Annotated in this window: 16 protein-coding genes and 7 pseudogenes; 8 read left to right on the forward strand and 15 right to left on the reverse strand. The window is 73.4% G+C overall.

Features of this window, described 5'->3' with window-relative positions:
* Window positions 1-217 precede the first annotated feature (217 nt).
* Window positions 218-715 (forward strand): hypothetical protein, encoded by a 498-nt coding sequence (locus WKH84_RS19775; RefSeq protein WP_341854852.1) that lies wholly within the window; start codon window positions 218-220, stop codon window positions 713-715.
* An 88-nt stretch (window positions 716-803) separates the two neighbouring features.
* Here the strand turns inward: WKH84_RS19775 and WKH84_RS19780 are convergent.
* The 5 genes and pseudogenes from WKH84_RS19780 to WKH84_RS19800 all read right to left on the reverse strand — a co-directional run bounded on the left by WKH84_RS19780 (window position 804) and on the right by WKH84_RS19800 (window position 2,763).
* A pseudogene (locus tag WKH84_RS19780) lies at window positions 804-1,495 on the reverse strand (response regulator transcription factor).
* A gap of 1 nt (window position 1,496) precedes the next feature.
* Window positions 1,497-1,739, reverse strand: a complete 243-nt coding sequence (locus WKH84_RS19785) for an ATP-binding protein (RefSeq protein ID WP_341856980.1) — start codon at window positions 1,737-1,739, stop codon at window positions 1,497-1,499.
* Window positions 1,740-1,821: 82 nt separating this feature from the next.
* Window positions 1,822-1,956, reverse strand: a pseudogene (locus WKH84_RS19790) (sensor histidine kinase); the annotation flags it as partial.
* Window positions 1,950-2,276 carry a histidine kinase dimerization/phospho-acceptor domain-containing protein gene (locus tag WKH84_RS19795; RefSeq protein ID WP_341854853.1) on the reverse strand — a complete coding sequence of 109 codons (327 nt, stop codon included), beginning with the start codon at window positions 2,274-2,276 and terminating at the stop codon, window positions 1,950-1,952. The gene WKH84_RS19795 and the pseudogene WKH84_RS19790, both read right to left, overlap by 7 nt.
* Entirely contained in the window at window positions 2,206-2,763 is a 558-nt protein-coding gene (locus WKH84_RS19800) for a hypothetical protein (protein ID WP_341854854.1), read from the reverse strand. Before WKH84_RS19800 ends, WKH84_RS19795 begins: the two co-directional genes overlap by 71 nt.
* A gap of 172 nt (window positions 2,764-2,935) precedes the next feature.
* Between WKH84_RS19800 and WKH84_RS19805 the strand changes: the two genes are divergently transcribed.
* Complete coding sequence (locus WKH84_RS19805) at window positions 2,936-3,349, forward strand: PhoU domain-containing protein (protein WP_341854855.1); 414 nt, start codon at window positions 2,936-2,938, stop codon at window positions 3,347-3,349.
* The gene (locus tag WKH84_RS19810; RefSeq protein WP_341854856.1) at window positions 3,346-3,615 is read left to right on the forward strand and encodes a PhoU domain-containing protein; all 270 of its coding nucleotides are present in this window, start codon (window positions 3,346-3,348) and stop codon (window positions 3,613-3,615) included. The genes WKH84_RS19805 and WKH84_RS19810 overlap by 4 nt, the downstream gene beginning before the upstream one ends.
* 161 nt (window positions 3,616-3,776) lie before the next feature.
* Here WKH84_RS19810 and WKH84_RS19815 read toward each other — a convergent pair whose 3' ends face one another.
* The 9 genes and pseudogenes from WKH84_RS19815 to WKH84_RS19855 all read right to left on the reverse strand — a co-directional run bounded on the left by WKH84_RS19815 (window position 3,777) and on the right by WKH84_RS19855 (window position 11,868).
* Entirely contained in the window at window positions 3,777-4,172 is a 396-nt protein-coding gene (locus WKH84_RS19815) for a DUF4235 domain-containing protein (RefSeq protein ID WP_341854857.1), read from the reverse strand.
* A gap of 47 nt (window positions 4,173-4,219) precedes the next feature.
* A complete protein-coding gene (locus WKH84_RS19820; protein WP_341854858.1) occupies window positions 4,220-5,071 on the reverse strand; it encodes an LCP family protein in 852 nt (283 codons plus the stop codon).
* A gap of 225 nt (window positions 5,072-5,296) precedes the next feature.
* Window positions 5,297-5,815: a hypothetical protein gene (locus WKH84_RS19825; RefSeq protein ID WP_341856981.1), complete on the reverse strand. Its 519-nt coding sequence runs from the start codon at window positions 5,813-5,815 to the stop codon at window positions 5,297-5,299.
* Window positions 5,799-5,909 (reverse strand): annotated as a pseudogene (locus WKH84_RS19830) (tRNA (guanosine(46)-N7)-methyltransferase TrmB); the annotation flags it as partial. The gene WKH84_RS19825 and the pseudogene WKH84_RS19830, both read right to left, overlap by 17 nt.
* A gap of 208 nt (window positions 5,910-6,117) precedes the next feature.
* Entirely contained in the window at window positions 6,118-6,543 is a 426-nt protein-coding gene (locus WKH84_RS19835; RefSeq protein ID WP_341854859.1) for a Rieske (2Fe-2S) protein, read from the reverse strand.
* A 138-nt stretch (window positions 6,544-6,681) separates the two neighbouring features.
* Window positions 6,682-7,248 carry a peptide deformylase gene (def, locus tag WKH84_RS19840; RefSeq protein WP_341854860.1) on the reverse strand — a complete coding sequence of 189 codons (567 nt, stop codon included), beginning with the start codon at window positions 7,246-7,248 and terminating at the stop codon, window positions 6,682-6,684.
* The gene (locus WKH84_RS19845; RefSeq protein WP_341854861.1) at window positions 7,245-8,426 is read right to left on the reverse strand and encodes a YihY/virulence factor BrkB family protein; all 1,182 of its coding nucleotides are present in this window, start codon (window positions 8,424-8,426) and stop codon (window positions 7,245-7,247) included. The genes def and WKH84_RS19845 overlap by 4 nt, the downstream gene beginning before the upstream one ends.
* Before the next feature lie 148 nt (window positions 8,427-8,574).
* A pseudogene (locus WKH84_RS19850) lies at window positions 8,575-11,124 on the reverse strand (glycosyl hydrolase family 65 protein).
* Window positions 11,121-11,868: pseudogene (locus WKH84_RS19855) on the reverse strand (HAD-IA family hydrolase). Before WKH84_RS19855 ends, WKH84_RS19850 begins: the two co-directional pseudogenes overlap by 4 nt.
* Before the next feature lie 339 nt (window positions 11,869-12,207).
* Here WKH84_RS19855 and WKH84_RS19860 point away from each other — a divergent pair.
* From WKH84_RS19860 to WKH84_RS19870, 3 genes and pseudogenes are all read left to right on the forward strand, one after another.
* Complete coding sequence (locus WKH84_RS19860) at window positions 12,208-12,705, forward strand: hypothetical protein (protein ID WP_341856982.1); 498 nt, start codon at window positions 12,208-12,210, stop codon at window positions 12,703-12,705.
* A 54-nt stretch (window positions 12,706-12,759) separates the two neighbouring features.
* The gene (locus tag WKH84_RS19865) at window positions 12,760-13,026 is read left to right on the forward strand and encodes an MFS transporter (RefSeq protein WP_341854862.1); all 267 of its coding nucleotides are present in this window, start codon (window positions 12,760-12,762) and stop codon (window positions 13,024-13,026) included.
* Window positions 13,020-13,943 (forward strand): annotated as a pseudogene (locus tag WKH84_RS19870) (MFS transporter); the annotation flags it as partial. The gene WKH84_RS19865 and the pseudogene WKH84_RS19870, both read left to right, overlap by 7 nt.
* Window positions 13,944-14,073: 130 nt before the next feature.
* On the opposite strand, the gene WKH84_RS19875 reads toward WKH84_RS19870, so the two are convergent.
* Window positions 14,074-14,610: a CarD family transcriptional regulator gene (locus tag WKH84_RS19875; protein WP_341854863.1), complete on the reverse strand. Its 537-nt coding sequence runs from the start codon at window positions 14,608-14,610 to the stop codon at window positions 14,074-14,076.
* Window positions 14,611-14,992: 382 nt separating this feature from the next.
* Here WKH84_RS19875 and WKH84_RS19880 point away from each other — a divergent pair.
* Window positions 14,993-15,304 (forward strand): annotated as a pseudogene (locus WKH84_RS19880) (ATP-binding cassette domain-containing protein); the annotation flags it as partial.
* Window positions 15,305-16,076: 772 nt separating this feature from the next.
* Window positions 16,077-17,171 (forward strand): hypothetical protein, encoded by a 1,095-nt coding sequence (locus WKH84_RS19885; RefSeq protein ID WP_341857049.1) that lies wholly within the window; start codon window positions 16,077-16,079, stop codon window positions 17,169-17,171.
* Window positions 17,172-17,316 lie beyond the last annotated feature (145 nt).

Below are 17,316 nucleotides of genomic sequence, written 5' to 3' on the forward strand. Positions count from 1 at the left end.
CCGACCAGCGCCGACCCGCTCTCGGCGCCGGTGCGGAAAGCGGTGCTGAGCGGGGGAGCCGCCGGGCGGCCCGCGGCCTCCGGCGTGGCGCGGCGAGCGCCGAGGAGCCCGTCGTCGGACCTGCGGTGCGGTCCGTCCTAAGTGCCGCGGTGGGGTACCCTGTGAGGGCTGTCCCCGATCGTCCCCGCCGCTCCGCGGCATCGAACAGGAGTCCTCCGTGCGCCGTCCCCGTCGTCTCGCACTCTCCGTCGCCGCCCTGGGCCTCGCCCTCGCGGCGTCCGGTCGCACCTTCATGAGCCCGGTGCAGACCCACGAGTTCTACCAGGCGGGCGACGGCACCAACGCGAACCTCGAGGTGGACGGCGCCTTCCACGTCGGCGTGCGCAACGCCGTGCTGGTGATGGACGAGACCGGGACCGCGACCTTCTCCGCGACCGTCGTGAACTACTCCGACGAGGACCTCGTCGTCGAGCTCGAGGGCCAGGACGAGGGTGTCGCCGTGTTCTCCACGCGCGTGCAGGTCCCGGCGCAGGGCACGGTCGAGCTCGGCCCCGAGGAGGGCCAGCAGGCCGTGCAGATCGGTGCCCTCGACGTGCTCCCGGGGACGATCCTCGATCTCGAGGTGAGCTCCGGGGACCTCTCCACCACGGTCTCGCTGCCCACGCTCGAGACCACCCTCAGCCACTACGGGGAGAGCGAGCCCGCCGCCGGCTGAGCCGGCTCCGCGCGAGCCCCCTGGACGACGAGCGCCCCGCGGCCTGGCGCGGGGCGCTCGCGTGTTCCGGGACGTCGCCGGCCCTCGCTCAGGCCCCGGACTCGAACTTGTAGCCCAGCCCGCGCACGGTCACGAGGTGGACGGGGTTCTTCGGGTCCTCCTCGATCTTCGCGCGCAGGCGCTTGACGTGGACGTCGAGGGTCTTGGTGTCGCCGACGTAGTTCGCGCCCCAGACGCGGTCGATGAGCTGGCCGCGGGTGAGCACGCGGTCGACGTTGCGCAGCAAGCATCTCCAGCGGCTCGAACTCCTTCAGCGGGAGGGCGACCTCGGTGCCGTGCACCTGCACCACGTGACGCTCGACGTCCATCATGATGCCGCCCGCGGTGAGGGTCGTGTCCTCCTCCGCCTCGGCCGTGTCCTGGCCGCGCCGCGACGACGGCCTTGATCCGGGCGAGCGGCTCGCGGGAGGAGTAGGGCTTGGTGACGTAGTCGTCGGCGCCCAGCTCGAGGCCCAGCACCTTGTCGAACTCGTCGTCCTTCGCGGTGAGCATGATGACCGGGACCGAGGAGGTGCGGCGGATCTCCCGGCACACCTCGGTGCCGCTCATCCCCGGGAGCATGAGGTCCAGGAGCACCAGGTCCGCGCCGTGGGCGGAGAAGATGCGCAGGCCGTCGGTGCCGGTGTCCGCGACGGCGACCTCGTAGCCCTCCTTCCGCAGCGAGTAGGAGAGCGGGTCCGAGAACGATTCCTCGTCCTCCACGATCAGGATGCGTGTCATCTCAACTTCCCTTTCCAGAGGGTCGGTCGGAGGGTCGGGGGCGATCGTCGCCGGGAGCGTCGGTCGAGGCGGTCGCGCGCGGGTTCGCGGAGACCTCGAGCGTGCGGGAGCCGACGGTGATCGTCTCGGTGCGGCCCATCTCCGGCAGTCTGAGGGTGAAGGTCGATCCCTGGCCCTTCATCGACCAGGCGGTCACCTCGCCGCCGTGGTCGGTCGCGATGTGCTTGACGATCGCGAGGCCCAGGCCGGAGCCGCCGGTCTTTGCGCGAGCGGGCCCGGTCCACGCGGAAGAACCGCTCGAAGACCCGCTCGAGGTGGTCCTTCGCGATGCCGATGCCCTGGTCCTTCACGGACACCTCGACCATGCCGCCGTCGCGCCGCACCGAGATCCCGACCCGGGTGCGAGGGTCGGAGTAGGTGATCGCGTTGGAGATCAGGTTGGACAGCGCCGTGGTCAGCATCGAGGAGGAGCCGAAGACGCGCGACCCGCTGCGCCGCCGACGGCGACCTCGATGTCCGAGCCGAGCGCGAAGTTGCGGTTCAGCGCCACCGCCTCCTCGACCACCTCGTCGACCTCGACCGGCTCGGCGTCGGTGAGGGCGGAGTCGCCCTGCACGCGCGAGAGCTCGATGATCTCCTGCACCAGGTGGGAGAGGCGGCGGGTCTCCGTCTGCATCCGCTCGGCGAAGCGGCGCACGGCGTCGGGATCCTCAGCGGCGTCCTCCATCGTCTCGGCGAGCGGCGTGATCGCGCCGACGGGGGTCTTCAGCTCGTGGGACACGTTCGCGACGAAGTCGCGCCGCGTCTCCTCCACCCGCACCGCACGAGTGAGGTCGTCGGCCAGCAGCAAGCACGCCGTGCTCGCCGAGCGCACCGATCCGCACGTCGATCACCGCGTCGGTGTCGCCCTGGGCGGAGCGGCGCACCGTCAGGCGCTCGTCGCGGAACCCGCCGTTGCGGCCTACGTCCGACGCGAGCTCCATCAGTCGCGTGCTCGCCAGGCGCGGGTAGTCCCCCTCGGCGGCGCGCACGATCCCGTAGGAGTACGCCATGGGGGAGGCGCGCAGGACGTCGCCGACGGAGTCCAGCACCACGTAGGCGGAGGAGAGGATCGCGAGCACCTCCGCGGCGGCCTCGGGGACCACCTCGTCCCGCGCCGCGGGCTGCTCGGCGCGGCGGCTCTCGGAGCGGCGCGGCGCCGACGTGGCGACGACTCCGATCACGAGTCCGATCGCCGCGGCGAGCAGGAGCAGGGCGGACTGGGGCACCAGCACAGCCTAGGCCCCGTGCGCTCCGCGCTCCCGCCACCTGTCGCAGGGCGGGACGAACGAGGGGAGGAGTTCACGGGGACTACGCTTCGAGTTCACCCAACGGCGATGCACGTTCATCCGGCATTGCGAGGATCGGGGAGAAGTCCCCATCAGACAGAGGAGCGAGAACATGCGCGAGGCCTACCAGAGCGATCTGCGGCACATCGTCGACGACCTGCTGGACATGGCCGAGCTGGTGAGCACGGCCCTGGCAGACGCGACCAGGGCCCTTCTCGAGGGCGACCTGGCCCTCGCCGAGCGGGTCATCACCGCCGACCCCCACATCGACGACCGTCACCTCGAGCTCGACGCGAAGGCCGTCGAGCTCCTCGCCCGACAGGCCCCGGTCGCCACGGACCTGCGCCTCCTGGTCGCCACCCTGCGTATGAGCTCCTCCCTCGAGCGCATGGGCGACCTCGCCGCGCACATCGCGCTGATCGCGCGCCGCACGCACCCGGAGGCCGCGGTCCCCGAGCAGTTCCGCGAGAAGATCGCGCGGATGTCCGAGGTGGGCCTGGAATCCCTCAGGGGGCCTCCGAGGTGATCGCCAACCGCGACCTCGCCCAGGCCGCCGAGGTCGAGAAGGGCGACGAGGAGCTGGACGAGCTCATGCTCCAGGTCTCCCGCGAGATCTCCTCGGCCGCGCCCGGCACCTTCACCGCCGGCCAGGTCATCGACATGACGCCGCTGATCCGCTTCTACGAGCGGATCGGCGATCACGCGGTCTCCCTCGTGCGCCGCGTCGGATTCCTCGTCACCGGCGACGCGATGGACACCCTCTCCGAGGGCGTCGACGTCCCGGAGTTCTGAGCCGGGCCCCGGAGCTACGGTCCGACCGCTCCCGGGCCCGACGGGTCCGCGGACGGCCGAGCGTGACGTAGTGCGCGCACTACGGAGCCCGAGCCCGAGCCCGACGGGTCCGAGCACGCCGAAGGGGCGCCCCGCAGAGTCTGCGGGGCGCCCCTTCGGCGTCAGGCCGACAGGCCGTCGGCCGGTCGGGTCAGCCGCGATTCGGGCGGGGCCGCCTGGTGGTCAGCCGCTCCGCGCCCGCCTTCGCCCCGCGCTGGGCCGCCGTCCGCAGGCCCTGCAGCAAGCACGCCGGAGACCAGCGTCCACAGCATCAGCTTCCAGACCGGCTGGTCGTCGTCGGGATCCCTGATCGCCTGGATCTCCGCCTTCGAGGCGCCGTCCTTCTTCGCCTGCTTGCGCCGCGCGGCGACGTCCTTCTTGGCGGCCTTCTGGGACTTGGTGGTCGGGGCGTCCTCGCCGAACACGACTCCCCAGCCGGTCTCGGCCGCCTTCTTGCCGACGGAGGCGGCGATGATCCCCGCGACGGGGACGATGATGCTCACGAGCGGATTGGCCACGGTTTCCTCCAGGCGTCGGGTTCGCGGGTTCTCTCCTGCGAAGGGGCTCAGTAGGCCCCGGCGTACTGAGCGTAATAGGTTCCCATGTCGTCCGTGCGCAGTGCCTCGCGCAAGACGTCCATCGCCTCCTCGTCGGTCGCCACCACGCTCGCGCCGCCGCTGGTCGTGGTGGGGCCCCCGTGGGGGACGGAGAGGAAGTGGAGGTCGTCCCCTCGGATCGAGCGGAGCGACAGCCCGAGCTTCGTCATCTCGCCGGCGGTGAGGCCCTCGTCGGTGGTCAGGTACGGGGAGACCTCCTCGATCGTGTCGGCGAGCTTGCGCGGATCGGTGAGGGTGTCGGCGCTGATGAGCTTGTCGGCGATGCCCTTGAGGACCGCCTGCTGGTTGCGGTTGCGCTGGAAGTCGCCGTCGGCGAACTGCTTGCGCTGACGCACGAAGACCAGCGCCTCGTGGCCGTCCATCGACTGCGTGCCGGCGGTGTACTCGATGCCGTCCGCCTCGAAGTCCGTCGGGACCTGCACGTCGACTCCGCCGAGCGTGTCCACGAGCCCCTCGATGCCCTCGAAGTCGATCAGGGCCACATGGTCGATCGGCACTCCGGTGTAGTCCTCCACCGTCGTCACCGCCAGGGAGGGGCCGCCGAAGGCGAGGGCCGCGTTGATGCGGTCCTTGCCGTGGCCGGGGATGTCGATGTAGAGGTCGCGGGGGAACGAGGTGATGTACACGCTCTCGCCGTCGTCGGCGATGTGCACGAGCATCATCACGTCCGAGCGCTGGCCGGTGACGCCCTCCGCGGCCGCGGCCTCCTCGGAGCGCTTGTCCGAGCCGAGCAGGAGGATGTTCCGCCCGGTGCCCTCCTCCGCCTCGGGGCGCTCGCCCTCGGCGCGGGTGATGTCCACGACGGAGCGCTTCTCGTAGGGAGCGCGCGCCCGTTGAGATAGTCGCCGACCACGATGCCGACGCCGATCACCAGCACGGCCACGAGGCCGAACGCGATGAGCGCCGCGCGGCGGCCTCGTCGGCGTTCCGTGCCGGCGTCCGAGTCGTCGTCCCAGTCGGCGGGCGACTCGACGTCGTCGTTGCGGTTCATGGATCGGTCCCCTCGTCCGGTGCCGCCGGGGCGGTCACAGCCTGCGGTAGGCGAGATCCCATATTAGGCGTCCGGCCTGCATCCCCTTGGACTCGAAGCTGGTCTTCACACGACCTCCGTACCGCGGTGCCCAGCCGGTTCTCGCCATGCCCTCGGGGACGGCGTCGGAGCTTACCCCCTCGGGGCGCGGGCCGTCCGGATGCACGAGCTCCAGTTCGGGCCTGGCATCGAGCTGGCGGCGCATGTGGTGGGCGTACTGCGCCCAGTCGGTGGCCAGGCGCAGGTGCCCGCCGGGGGCGAGCAGCGGCGAGACCGCATCGAGGAAGGGCGGGTTGATCAGGCGCCGCTTGTGGTGCCTGGCCTTCGGCCACGGATCGGCGAAGTACACCCACAGCTCGGAGATCGAGGCCTCGGGCGCATCGCGGGCGCGCGCCCTCTGCGCGTCCAGGGGCGCAGGCGCAGGTTCCGGGGTGCTCCGCCTTCTCGACGCGGCTGAGCGTCTGGGCCAGTCCGGGGAGGTACACCTCGACGCCCAGGTGGTCGCGCTCGGGATGCGCGGTCGCGGCCGCGACGATGTTCTCGCCCAGGCCGTCGCCGACCTCGACGACCAGCTCCGCGCGGCGGCCGAAGACCTCCTCGAGATCCATCCGGGCCCCGTCGGCCGGGAGCGTGTCGCGCTCGCCGCGCGGCGGGTCCAGCACGTACTCGGGGAGAGCCGGTCCCAGGAGTCGCGGCGCGAGGGCGTCAGCCGTTCGCCGCGGCGCACGAAGGAGACGACGTCGCGGCGGGTGGTGCCCGCATCACGTCGGGCGGGATGCAAGGGCGGGGGAGTGGTGGGCGGGGTCACGGCGCGCCTCAGGACGCGCGACGGATCTGATCGCCCTCGACGACGATCTCCACGCTCGGCAGGTGACGGGTCGCGGGGCCGACGAGCACCTCGCCGCTGGTCGCGTCGAAGCGCGAGCCGTGGCAGGGGCAGTCCAGCTCGGTCTCCTGCTGGCGGAGGGCGCGACCGTTGTGGGTGCAGTAGCCGGAGTAGGCGGAGACGTCCTCCCCGGTCCCGCGGACCAGGAGCACGAAGGGTCGCTGGCCGCCGAAGTTCACCAGCGTCGAGGCGTTCTCGGGCACGTCCGCCAGCGGGACCGAGCCCTCCTCCGCGCGCGGCGGCTCGGCCGTGCCGAAGCCCTGGTCCTCCGGAGCGCAGGCCGCGAGGCCTCCGAGACCGGCCGCGGAGGCGGGCGCGAGGAGGGCGTGGCGGCGGGAGAGGCAGGGGCGTTCCATGCCGCCAGGATAGCCAGGGGCGCCGGGCGTCGGGGCGCGGCGGGCAGCGGGTGTGACCGCCGCGACCGCGTCGTGATCGTCCCACGATCCTCCCGGGGCGCGCCGGGGCATGCACAGCGTCGCCGCCGCGCCCTCGGCTCAGACCTCCGCGGCCTCCATCTCGCTCGGGTCCCAGGTGAGGATGCCGCCCGCGCGCCAGCCCCGGTCGCGCACCGCGTCCAGCGCCTCCCGCTTCCTCGCCGGGGTGAGCCGGTCCAGATAGAGGGACCCCTCGAGATGGTCGACCTCGTGCTGGAGCGCGCGGGCGAGCACCCCGCCCTCGTCCTCCAGCACGACCTCGGCCCCGTCGAGATCCGTGCCCGTCACCCGGGCGCCGCGGTGCCGTGCGGTGGGGAACCCCTCGCCCGGCACGGAGAGGCATCCCTCGAGGGTCTCCTCGTCCAAGGTGATCCCGCCGAAGCGCTCGAGGACCGGGTTGAGCACCACCCCGCGTCGCAACGTGTCGCTCACGTCGGGGCAGGAGTACACGAACAGCCGCCAGCGGGAGCCCACCTGCGGTGCGGCGAGGCCGACGCCGCCTGCCGCGTCCATCGTCTCGAACATGTCCGCGACGAGCGTGCGCGGCTCGTCGGTGACCTCTCGGACGCGGCGGGTGCGCTGCGAGAGCGCGCGGTGGCCGGCGATGGTGATCGGGCGGACGGTCATGCGGGGGAGCCTCCTTGGCTCGACGGGTCGGCGGAGGGCCCCGTATCGGTGCTCTCCACGGGGAGGGGGTCGCTGGTGACCCGGTGTCGGCGCGGCGGGTTCACCGCGAGAGGGTTGGTCGACTCGACGATCCAGGCGCCCCGCTCCCGCCGCAGGGGCTCCCCGCTGCGGACGGACTCGGCGACCGCGCGGCCCAGCTCCTCGGCCTCGTCGGCGTCACGGGCGAGGAAGTCCAGGGTGTGGGTCGCATGCGGCGCGAGCTCGAGCTTGTGCCATGCCTCCAGGCCGGTGGCGAGCTGACGGGCGCGCAGGAACTCGGCGTCCAGCGCCGCGCCGGTGATCACCACGATGTTCGCGATCCACATCAGCAGCAGGATCGCGATCAGGCCGTTGAGGACGGTGAGGACCTCCGCGAAGCGGGTCGCGTAGACGAGCGGCTGCCCGGCCAACAGCGCGGTCCCGAACAGGGTGAGCACGCTGAGGGTCGAGCCCAGCGTCATCAGCCGGTAGCGGGGCAGTCGCACGTTGGGGAACAGGTAGTAGGCCAGCGACACCCCGATGATCAGGATGACCAGCAGTACCGGCCACTTCACGATGTTCCAGGCGTGGAAGGCGATCATGGGGATGCCGATGAACTCGCCGATGCGCTGGCTCGCCTCGCCGCCCAGGATGATCATGCCGATCGCGAGCAAGACCACCGCGGTGATGAGCACCGTCTCGCCGAACACGATCGTGCGGAACCACAGGAAGGGTCGCCCCTCGCGGGTGTCGTAGACCCTGTGCGGCGCGCGGTGGAAGGCGGCGACGCCGTTGGACGCGGAGACCAGCGAGCCGAGCGTGCCCAGCAGCAGGCCCAGCAGGCCGCCGCTGGTGCTGGAGACGGCCTGGATCGCCCCGAGATAGGGACGCGGATCCAGGGTCGGGAAGATCTCGGTGATCAGCCCGGAGAGCGCGGAGAGCGTCTCCGTCTCGATCCCGATCAGCGACATCATCGACACGACGGCCACCGCGCCCGGGAACAGCGACAGCAAGAGGTAGAACGTCATCGTCCCGGCCACGTCCCACACCTGGATGTCCAGCGGCCGCATCCGCACCCGGTTCAGGACGTGCAGGATGCTCAGCCGGGGTCGGGCGAGCTCGACCTGCGGCCGTGGCCGACGCGGACGGGAGGTGGTCACCGTGGAGCCGCTCCGGAGGGGTGTCGGGTCCCGGGCCGGGAGGTCGGGACGGAGGGACGGGGGCCGTGCGGGCGGTGTGGAGCCTAGTCCACCGCGCCGCAGGGGCCCCGCCCTCGTGACGCGCCGGTCAGCCTCCGTCGATGATCTCTCAGCCCTCGTCGACGATGTCGTCGGGGTCGGAGGCGACCGGGTACTCCCACGGGTCCTCGGGATCGCCCGGCACGAAGGAGGTCATGATCGAGCCGTCCGCGCGGGCATCGCCCAGGCCGACGGGCCTGGACAGCACCGCATCGTCCAGCAGCGGGCCCTGGTCAGCGAGCGGGACGGAGACGCCGTCGGCGGTCACCCGCACGCTCTCGCCGCGCACGGAGACCTCGATCTCCTCGCCGGTCTCGAGCGTGAAGGAGATCTCCTCGCGCACCAGGCGCACCCGGAAGCGGGAGCCGCGCACCGTCAGCGGGAAGGAGAGCTCGGGCCACTGCGCCGGCAGGCGCGGGTCGAAGCTGATCCGGCCCTCGTCGTGGCGCATCCCGCCGAAGCCGTGCACGAGCGCGTTCCACACCCCGCCCGCCGAGGCGATGTGCACGCCGTCGGAGGTGTTGCCGTGGAGGTTCCCGAGGTCCACGAAGAGCCCGGCCCGGAAGTAGTCCAGCGCCGCCTCCTGATGGCCCACCTCGGCGGCCATGATCGACTGGACCACGGCGGAGAGCGAGGAGTCCCCGGTGGTGATCGGGTCGTAGTACTCGAAGTCGGCGCGCTTCTCCTCCGCGGTGAACTCGCCGCCGCGCAGGAACTGGGCCAGCACCACATCGGCCTGCTTGAGCACCTGGAAGCGGTAGATCACCAGCGGGTGGAAGTGCGAGCAGCAGCGGGAACGCCTCTTCCGGAGTGTTCGCCACGTCCCAGATCTCCCGCTCCAGGAAGCGATCCTCCTGGAGGTGGATGCCGAGGGAGTCGTCCTTCGCCACGAACATGCCGTCCGCGCAGGCCTCCCACTGGTCCAGCTCCATCTCGTCCAGCTCGAGCTCGACGCGCAACGCCTCGTAGGCGGCCTCGTCGGCCGCGCGCAGGTCCCGCACGGCGCGGGCCGCGCGGCGCAGGTTGTAGCGCGCCATCACGTTCGTGAACAGGTTGTTGTTCACGACCGTCGTGTACTCGTCCGGGCCGGTCACGCCGTTGATGTGGAAGCTCGAGACGCCCGCGGCGGTGACCCGCCAGAACCCGAGGTCCGCCCACATCCGGGCGGTCTCCACCAGCACCTGCACCCCGTCGCGGCGCTCGAAGTCGACGTCGCCGGTCACGTCCGTGTACTGGCAGAAGGCGTAGGAGACGTCGGCGTCGATGTGGTACTGCGCGGTGCCGGCCGCGTAGTAGGCGGAGGCCTCGTCGCCGTTGATCGTGCGCCAGGGGAACAGGGCCCCGCGCTGGTTCAGCTCCCGTGCCCGCTCGCGCGCCTTGGGCGGCATGGTCGTGCGGAAGCGCGGCGCGTTACGGGCCCAGCGCGGCTGGGTGAAGGTGAGGAAGGGGACGACGTAGATCTCGCTGTCCCAGAAGTAGTGGCCCTCGTAGCCCGAGCCGGTCACGCCCTTGGCGGGGATGCCCCACTGGTCGGAGCGGGCCGTGGCCTGGGCGAGCTGGAACAGGCACCAGCGCGTCGCCTCGCCGCGCCTCGGGCTGGCCCGGCGGCTGCACGTCCGAGCTCTGCCAGAAGTCCGCGAGGTACTCCCGCGCGTCGCGAGATGCGCCTCGAAGCCGTCGCGACGCACCCGGTCCAGGGTGCGGCGGCGGCGGTCGAAGAGCTCGCGATGGGGCACCGAGCGCGAGGAGTGGTAGGCCACCGACTTGCGCACCGTCAGCACCGAGCCCTCCTCGAGATGGGCGCGGGTGACCTGTCGGCCGAAGTCGGCCGAGGTGTCCGTGAGGTGCTCGGTCTCGGCGTCGGACTCGATCACGTGGTCCGCGCCGACGGCGAGGGTCATGCCCGAGCGCGCCACCCGGTAGCCCAGCAAAGCATCCGCCGCTCGCTGTGCCAGTCCTGCATCGGCTCGAGCACCCGGTGGGTGAAGGCGGTGGTCTGGCGCGGATCGGCCTTGTCGGTGACGGGGCCGCCGTCCACGCCCTTGCCGAAGTCGTCGCGGTAGTCCTGCCGGTTCACGATCTGGGAGGAGATCGCGATCGGGGCGGAGCCCTCGAGCATCTCCACCCGCATCGTCATCAGCGCGAGGTGGCGCTGGGAGAAGGAGATCATCCGCGCGGTGGAGACCTTCACGCGCTTCCCGGCGGGGGTGCGCCAGATCAGCTCGCGCCGCAAGACGCCCTCGCGGAAGTCGATCCAGCGCTCGTACTCCTCGAGGTCCGCGATCGACAGCAGCAGCGGCTCGTCGTCCACGTACAGCTTGAGCGTGGAGGAGTCCGGCACCGAGATCATCGTCTGCCCGGTGCGGGCGAAGCCGAAGGCGGACTCGGCGTGGTTGATCTCCCAGGTCTCGTGGAAGCCGTTGAGGAAGGTGCCGTGGCTGTGCGCGTCCCGGCCCTCCTCGGGCGTGCCGCGCATGCCGAGATAGCCGTTGGCGGTCGCGAACAGCGTCTCCATCAGGCCCAGGTCGCCGCCCGGCCGCGACTCGACCAGGCGCCATTCGTCGACCGGCAGGCGGGTGCGGTCCACGGGGTCCTCGGGCAGCGAGCGCAGACGGGTCATGCCAGCTCCTCCAGATCGGCGACGACGAGGGTGGCTCCGGCGGCGGTCAGCTCCTCGCGCCCCGCCCCGCGGTCCACGCCGACGACGGCGCCGAAGCGCCCCGCGGCGCCGGCGGCGACGCCGGAGACAGCGTCCTCGTAGACCACCGCGTCGGCGGGCTCGACGCCCAGCGGCGCGGCGGCGCGGAGGAAGGTGTCCGGGGCGGGCTTGCCCGGCAGGCCCTCGCGGGCGGCGACGTTCCCGTCGACCACGTGCTCGAAGCGCTCCCGCGGCCCGGCCGAGCGCAAGACCTCCTCCGCGTTGCGGGAGGAGGAGACGATTGCCAGGCGCGCTCCCTCGCCCAGCGAGTCCAGATAGGCGACGGTGCCCGGATAGGGCGCCACGCCGTCGCGGCGCAGCAGCTCGAGCACGAGCTGGTTCTTGCGGTTGCCGAGGCCGCGCACGGTCTCCTCCCCGGCGCTCTGCTCGCCGGGGTCGGTGTCCTCGCCCTCGGGCGCGCTCGAGGCCGCGGGAGGCGAGGACCGCACGGACGCCGTCGTAGCGGGGGCGGCCGTCGACGTGCTCGAAGTAGTCCGCCTCCGTGTACGGCGGCTCGACGCCGCGGGAGGAGAGGAACTGCTCGAACATCGTCGCCCAGGCGCGCATGTGCACCTCGGCCGTCGGGGTCACGACCCCGTCGAGATCGAAGAGATGAGCCGTGAGATCTGCTGGTCGGAAGGTTCGCGCTGAAGTCACATCGGCCATGCTACGGGCCCTGGCGGTGGGCTACGCTTCGGGGGTCCGTGCCCGCGCCCGTGCGCCGGCCCGGAACGGCTCGAGACCTTCCGAGGAGACGATGACTGCCACCGAGTCGCTGCCCGCCCTGCAGGCGGTGCGGCGCGAGCTCGAGATCGACGAGCAGGCCCCCGGCGGCCACCCGCAGGTGCGGGCGGTGCTCACCCTCACCACCAACCTGGACCTGGCCCCGGCGCAGCTGTGGCCCCTGCTGACCCGCCCCGAGGAGCTCGAGGCCTGGTACGGCCCCGTCCGGGGCGAGCGCGCGAGGGCGGGCGCTTCACCGCGCCGCACGGCGCGAGCGGGACCGTGCTCGAGGTCGAGGAGCCCCACCGTCTCTCCCTGCTGTGGGAGCAGATCGGCGAGGAGGACCCGCTCCAGATCCGGCTGGACCCGGAGGACGACGGCACGACGCCGCTGCGGCCGCGCCACACCGTCCTCGTCCCCCGCGAGCGCTTCGACCGGGGCGGCCCGGGCGAGGTGGCGCTCGGCTGGGAGCTCGCGGCCGCTCGCGCTCGTCGCGCACACCGACGGCTGGCGCCACGGTCGCCTCGCCGAGGCGCCCGTCCCCACCCGCGAGTGGATGCGGGGCGAGGAGGGGCGTCGGTACCTGCGCGCCTGGTCCGTGCGCTGGGCCGCCGAGGCGGTCGCGGCCGGGGTGGACGAGGGCGTCGCACGGCGCGTCGAGGCGGAGGCGCTCCGCTCCCGCCTGGCCTCCCCGCAGGAGACCTGAGCGGGCGGGACGGCGTCCGCTCCCCGGGAGGTCTTTGCCCCGGCTCACGAACCGGTGCCACACTCGGGCGGTGACCACCCCTGCCCCCGGCCCCGCCTCGAGGGACGGGCGCTCACCTGCGGCGGTCTTTGCGCGGGCTGGTCCCCTCGGTCTACGCGCCGAGCCTGCTGGAGTTCGTGGGCCTGGCCGCGCTGATGCCGGTGATCCCCCTGCTGGCGCGCGACCTCGGCTTCAGCGTCCCGCAGGCCGCGGCGCTGTCGACCATCTTCGGCCTGACCTCCTTCCTCGGCCCGATCCCCGCCGGACGCCTCATCTCCCGGATCGGGGCGCGCGCGGCGCTGGTGATCACGGGTCGCGCCTGCTCGTGCTCTCGAACGTCTTGGCCTTCGTGCTGATCGCGCCCGCGCTCGGGGGCGGCGGCGACCTCCTGCACCGGATCATGCTGGTGGTCCTGCTGCTGGTGATGGCCGCGAGCACCCAGGTGTGGCGCCTGGGACGGCAGGCGTATCTCGGCACCGCCCTGCCCGCGACGATGCGGGCACGCGGCATGACCCTCTTCGGCGGGGTGATCCGGGTGGGGGAGGTGATCGGGCCGCCGCTCGGCGCGGTCGTGATGGCGGCCGGATCGATGGCCTGGGTGTTCCTGCTCTTCGCGCTCACCGCCGCGGCCGGCACCGTGATGGTGGCCGCGTTCCTCCCTCCGGGGGAGGCGCGGTCCCGGGGTGCGGAGGGCCGACGCGGACGCGCCCCGCGCTCCCCGGCCCAGGTCACGCTGGACCGGGCGGTGCTGAGGCGGATGGTGGCCGTCGGCGTCGGGATCGCGCCGGTGATGATGGCGCGGGTGAACCGGCCCGTGATCGTCCCGCCGCTGGGCGATGCGCTGGGCCTGGACCCGGTGTGGATCTCGGTGGTCTTCGGGATCTCCGCGGCGCTCGAGATCCTGCTGGTGATCCCGGCCGGGACCCTGATGGACCGCTATGGCCGCGCCGCCGTCGCGGTGCCCTGCGCGCTCGTGATGGGCGCGGGATTCCTCCTGCTCGCCCTGCTCGGGACCGCCTGGGCCGACGGTGGCGGCACCGCCTCGGTCCTCGCCCTGCTGCTGCCCAGTCTGCTGATCGGCGTCGGCAACGGGCTCGGCTCCGGGATCGTGATGACCCTCGGGATCGACGTCTCCCCGGTGCACGGGCGCACCCGCTATCTCTCCTGGTGGAACACGATGCTCGGCGCCGGGCGGCTCTCCGCCCCGTCGCTGGTCACCGCGATCACAGTGGTCGCCCCTGTCGCCGCGGCGGGTGCGGCGACCGGTGCGCTCTGCGTCGCGGGCGGGCTGTGGCTCTCACGCACGCGCCCCGCGTCACACCCTCCGGGGGGACCCGGGGCGCTGACACGGGGCGACGGGGCGGGGCGGCGGCTCCTGGAGCTGGAGCGCGCCGGGTGGGCGGTCACGCCGCGGCGTCGACCAGCGCGCCCTCGGCGGTGCTCTGCAGCGACTCCGCGGCGTCCTCGCGGCTCACGGAGCGGGCGATGGCGATCTCCGAGGCCAGCGGGTCGATGGCCTGCTTGAGCAGGTTGCGCTCGGCGAGGGAGGACGGGGTGCCGCCGGAGTCGCGCACGATCGATCGGATGACCTCGATGCGGTCGGTGAGACGGCCGGACTGGAGGCGCATCTGCAGCGACTTGATGCGGTGGGCCCAGGACGCCTTCTTCGCCGGCGGCTCGATGGGCTCGCCGAGCTGGGCGATCAGCGTGTCGATCTCCTTCGTCCCGAGCACGGGGCGCAGGCCGACGACGTCCTTGCCGTCGGCGGGCACGGAGATCTGCATCTCGTCGCCGATGACCTCCAGGTCCACGTACTCGCGCGGCTCGCCCTTGACGGTGCGGGTCAGGGTCGAGACGATGCGCACCGGACCGTGGACGGGGTGCGTGAGCACCTTGCCGACCTTCGAAGCGGTGGAGTCGGACGCAGTGGCAACGGACAAGGGGGTTCCTCCTCGGTGGACCTGTGCGCCGGCGGTACCGCGGCCCTGGTGGGGTCGAGGCGGCCGCCCGCGACCTCGGCCCGGCCCGGGAAGGACCGGTCCACGAGGGGAAACAGGGCGGCTCGAGCCCCGCTCGACCTGCAGGGACAGGGTGGCGGAGCCTACGACAGCGCCTATCCATGGTCTCACGGATCTGACAATTAATCCAGGCCCTGACGTTTCCGCATGGGTCACATCCGTGCCGGGCCGCTCCGGCCGGACTGCCGCGATCGGGCGGTCGCGATCGCACGGCCGCGGCCGTGCGACGCCGCTCCCCGGAAGCGCGACGGAGTGCCGACGATCGTCGGGGGCGGGCGGCGGGTCGATGCGGTGGAATGGGGCCATGCCGGTCCCTCCTCGACGACCCCGCCGCCCTCGACCCCGCCGGAGGTCGTGGCCTTCGAGGCGGTCGGCGTCGTCGCGCGAGGAGAGCGTCTCGCTGCTGGAGGCGAGCGGCGGCGCGGCCGCGGGCGAGGTCCTGGCGGTCACCGGCCCCAACGGCGGCGGCAAGACCACGCCGCTGCGGGTCCTCGCAGGCCTGCTCGCGCCGACCGCCGGGCGGGTGCGCGTGGCGGGCAGACGCCCCGACGACCGCGACCCCGCCTTCCGTGAGGCGCTGGCGGCGCTGATCGGCCCCGCGCAGACCGCCCGTGATCTCACCGTCCTCGAGCACCTCCAGTTCGTGGGGGCGACTTGGGGGAGCGGAGCCTCCGCCGCCCGTGCGCGGGGACGGGAGCTCCTCGAGGAGCGCGCATCCTCCCGCTCGCGGGTCGCTTCCCCCACGAGCTCTCCAGCGGCCAGTCCCAGCTGGTCTCCCTCGCGCTCACCCTCGCCCGCCCCAGCGCCGTGCTGGTCCTGGACGAGCCCGAGCGGCCGCCTGGATCCCGACCGGCTCGATCTGGTGATCGACGCGCGCGCGCGCCAGGGCACGGGCCGGGACCGCGATCGTGCTCGCGAGCCACAGCCCCCGCTTGGTCGAGGAGCTCGCCGAGCGGCGGATCGCGCTCGAGGAGCCGTGGTGAGCGCCTCCCTCGGCCCCGTCCGCGAGGTGTGGGCGCAGCGGTCCCGCGCCCGCACCCGCGGCGACCTGCTCTACCTGCTCTACCTCGTTGCGATGGTGGTCGTCGTCATCGGACTGCCGGCGCTGCTCTCGGCGGGCCGGGCGCTGGCCAGGCCGGACGTGATCGCGCTCCTGCTGAGCCCGCAGACGCCGCGCGTGGCCCTGGGCCTCGCGCTCGCCGGCGCGGCAGGACTCGTCGGCCTCGGCGCGGTGCGCGGCCCCGCCCTGCTCCCGCCCTTCTTCACCGCCACCCTGGCCGCCGGCCCCATGCCCCGCCGCATCGTGTGCGCGGCGCCCCTTCGCACGCGCCCTGCTGCCGCCGCCGCTGGCCGCCGTACTGCCTGCCGCACTCCTGGCGGCGACGCTCGTGGCGGCAGGACGCGCCGGGGCCGGCGCGGCGGCGCTCCTCGTCCTCGGCGGGGTCGGGCTGGGACTGCTGTGGGGCTGTGCGTGGTCGGCGGGCCAGCTGCTGCGTCCGTCGGGAAGGCGGTCGCTGGCCCTCTCCGTCGGTCTCGGGGCGGCGCTCGCCGTCGTGCCGCCGCCGCTCGCCGTGGCGGACGCCGCCGGGGGCGAGGTCCGGGACGGCGCGGGGACCTGGAGCGGACCGGAGACGGTGCGGGCGGCGGGCCTCGCGGCGGCGGGCGCCGCGGGTGTGGTGCTGTGCGGGGCCCTGCTCGGCCGGGCGCGCGGGGTCGAGCTGGCCGCGCAGGCCGCCCGATGGGAGGCCGCGACCACGACCGCGGCCTCGACGGATCTCGCCGGGGCGGCCGGCACCTTCCGCGCCCTGCCCACGACGGGCCGTCGCCTGCGGGCGATCGGGGCGGGGCCGCTCGCCGTGCTGTACGCGCGCCGGGACGCCGTCGCCTGGTCGCGCACCCCGGACCGCTGCGCTGGCGGCGCGCTCGGCACGGCGCTCGGCGCGGTCGCGCTCGGCGGGGCGGCGCTGTCGGCGGGGCCGACGGCGTGGGCGCCGCTCGCGCTCGGCACTCTCCTCCTCCGGGCCGGGGCCGGGGCCTTCGTCGACGGGATCCGTCATGGCGTGCACACCCTCGGCGCCCCGCCGCTGCTCGGCCAGCGCGCGGGGACGCAGCTGCTCCTCCACGCGATCGCGCCCGGGCCGCTCCTGGCGGTGCTCGGCGCGTTCGGCGGTCTTCTCGCCCGCGTCACCATCGGAGACCTAGCAGGGACCGCTTCGGTGCTCGCTGCCCGTCGCCGTGGCCGCCGTGGTCCTCGCCGCGCGGGCCCACGAGGCGGCCAAGGGCACCATGCCGCTCGCCCTCGCCACCCCGATCCCGACCCCGCAGGGAGACCTCTCCGTGCTGGTCATGCTCGCCTGGCAGGCCGACGTCCTCGTCGTGCCGATGCTCGGCGCGGCCGTCTTGCTGCTCGTCGCGCCGGCCGGTCCCGGGGCCGTCTTCGCTCGCCGCGGCGGCGCTCCTCGGCGCGCTCGCGCCGCTGCTGACGTCGTCGCCTGCAGGAGCCGCAGGCATGAGGGAAGGAGACGCGCGATGGACATCCGCACCACGCCGAACCCCGTGATCCGCTGGGCGGGGCGGGAGCAGAAACCGGCTTGTGCCGCCGGCGGAGCGAAGGGCTCAGGCGCGGGG

It is taken from the genome of Brachybacterium sp. GPGPB12, from assembly GCF_038396325.1.
Lineage (GTDB): Bacteria > Actinomycetota > Actinomycetes > Actinomycetales > Dermabacteraceae > Brachybacterium > Brachybacterium conglomeratum.

What these genes read in the sequence shown, in the direction of transcription:
- WKH84_RS19805 (WP_341854855.1), top strand. Translation starts at nt 2,936, where the DNA reads ATGCGCGAGGCCTACCAGAGCGATCTGCGGCACATCGTCGACGACCTG.
- WKH84_RS19835 (WP_341854859.1), bottom strand. Translation starts at nt 6,543, where the DNA reads ATGGAACGCCCCTGCCTCTCCCGCCGCCACGCCCTCCTCGCGCCCGCC.
- def (WP_341854860.1), bottom strand. Translation starts at nt 7,248, where the DNA reads ATGACCGTCCGCCCGATCACCATCGCCGGCCACCGCGCGCTCTCGCAG.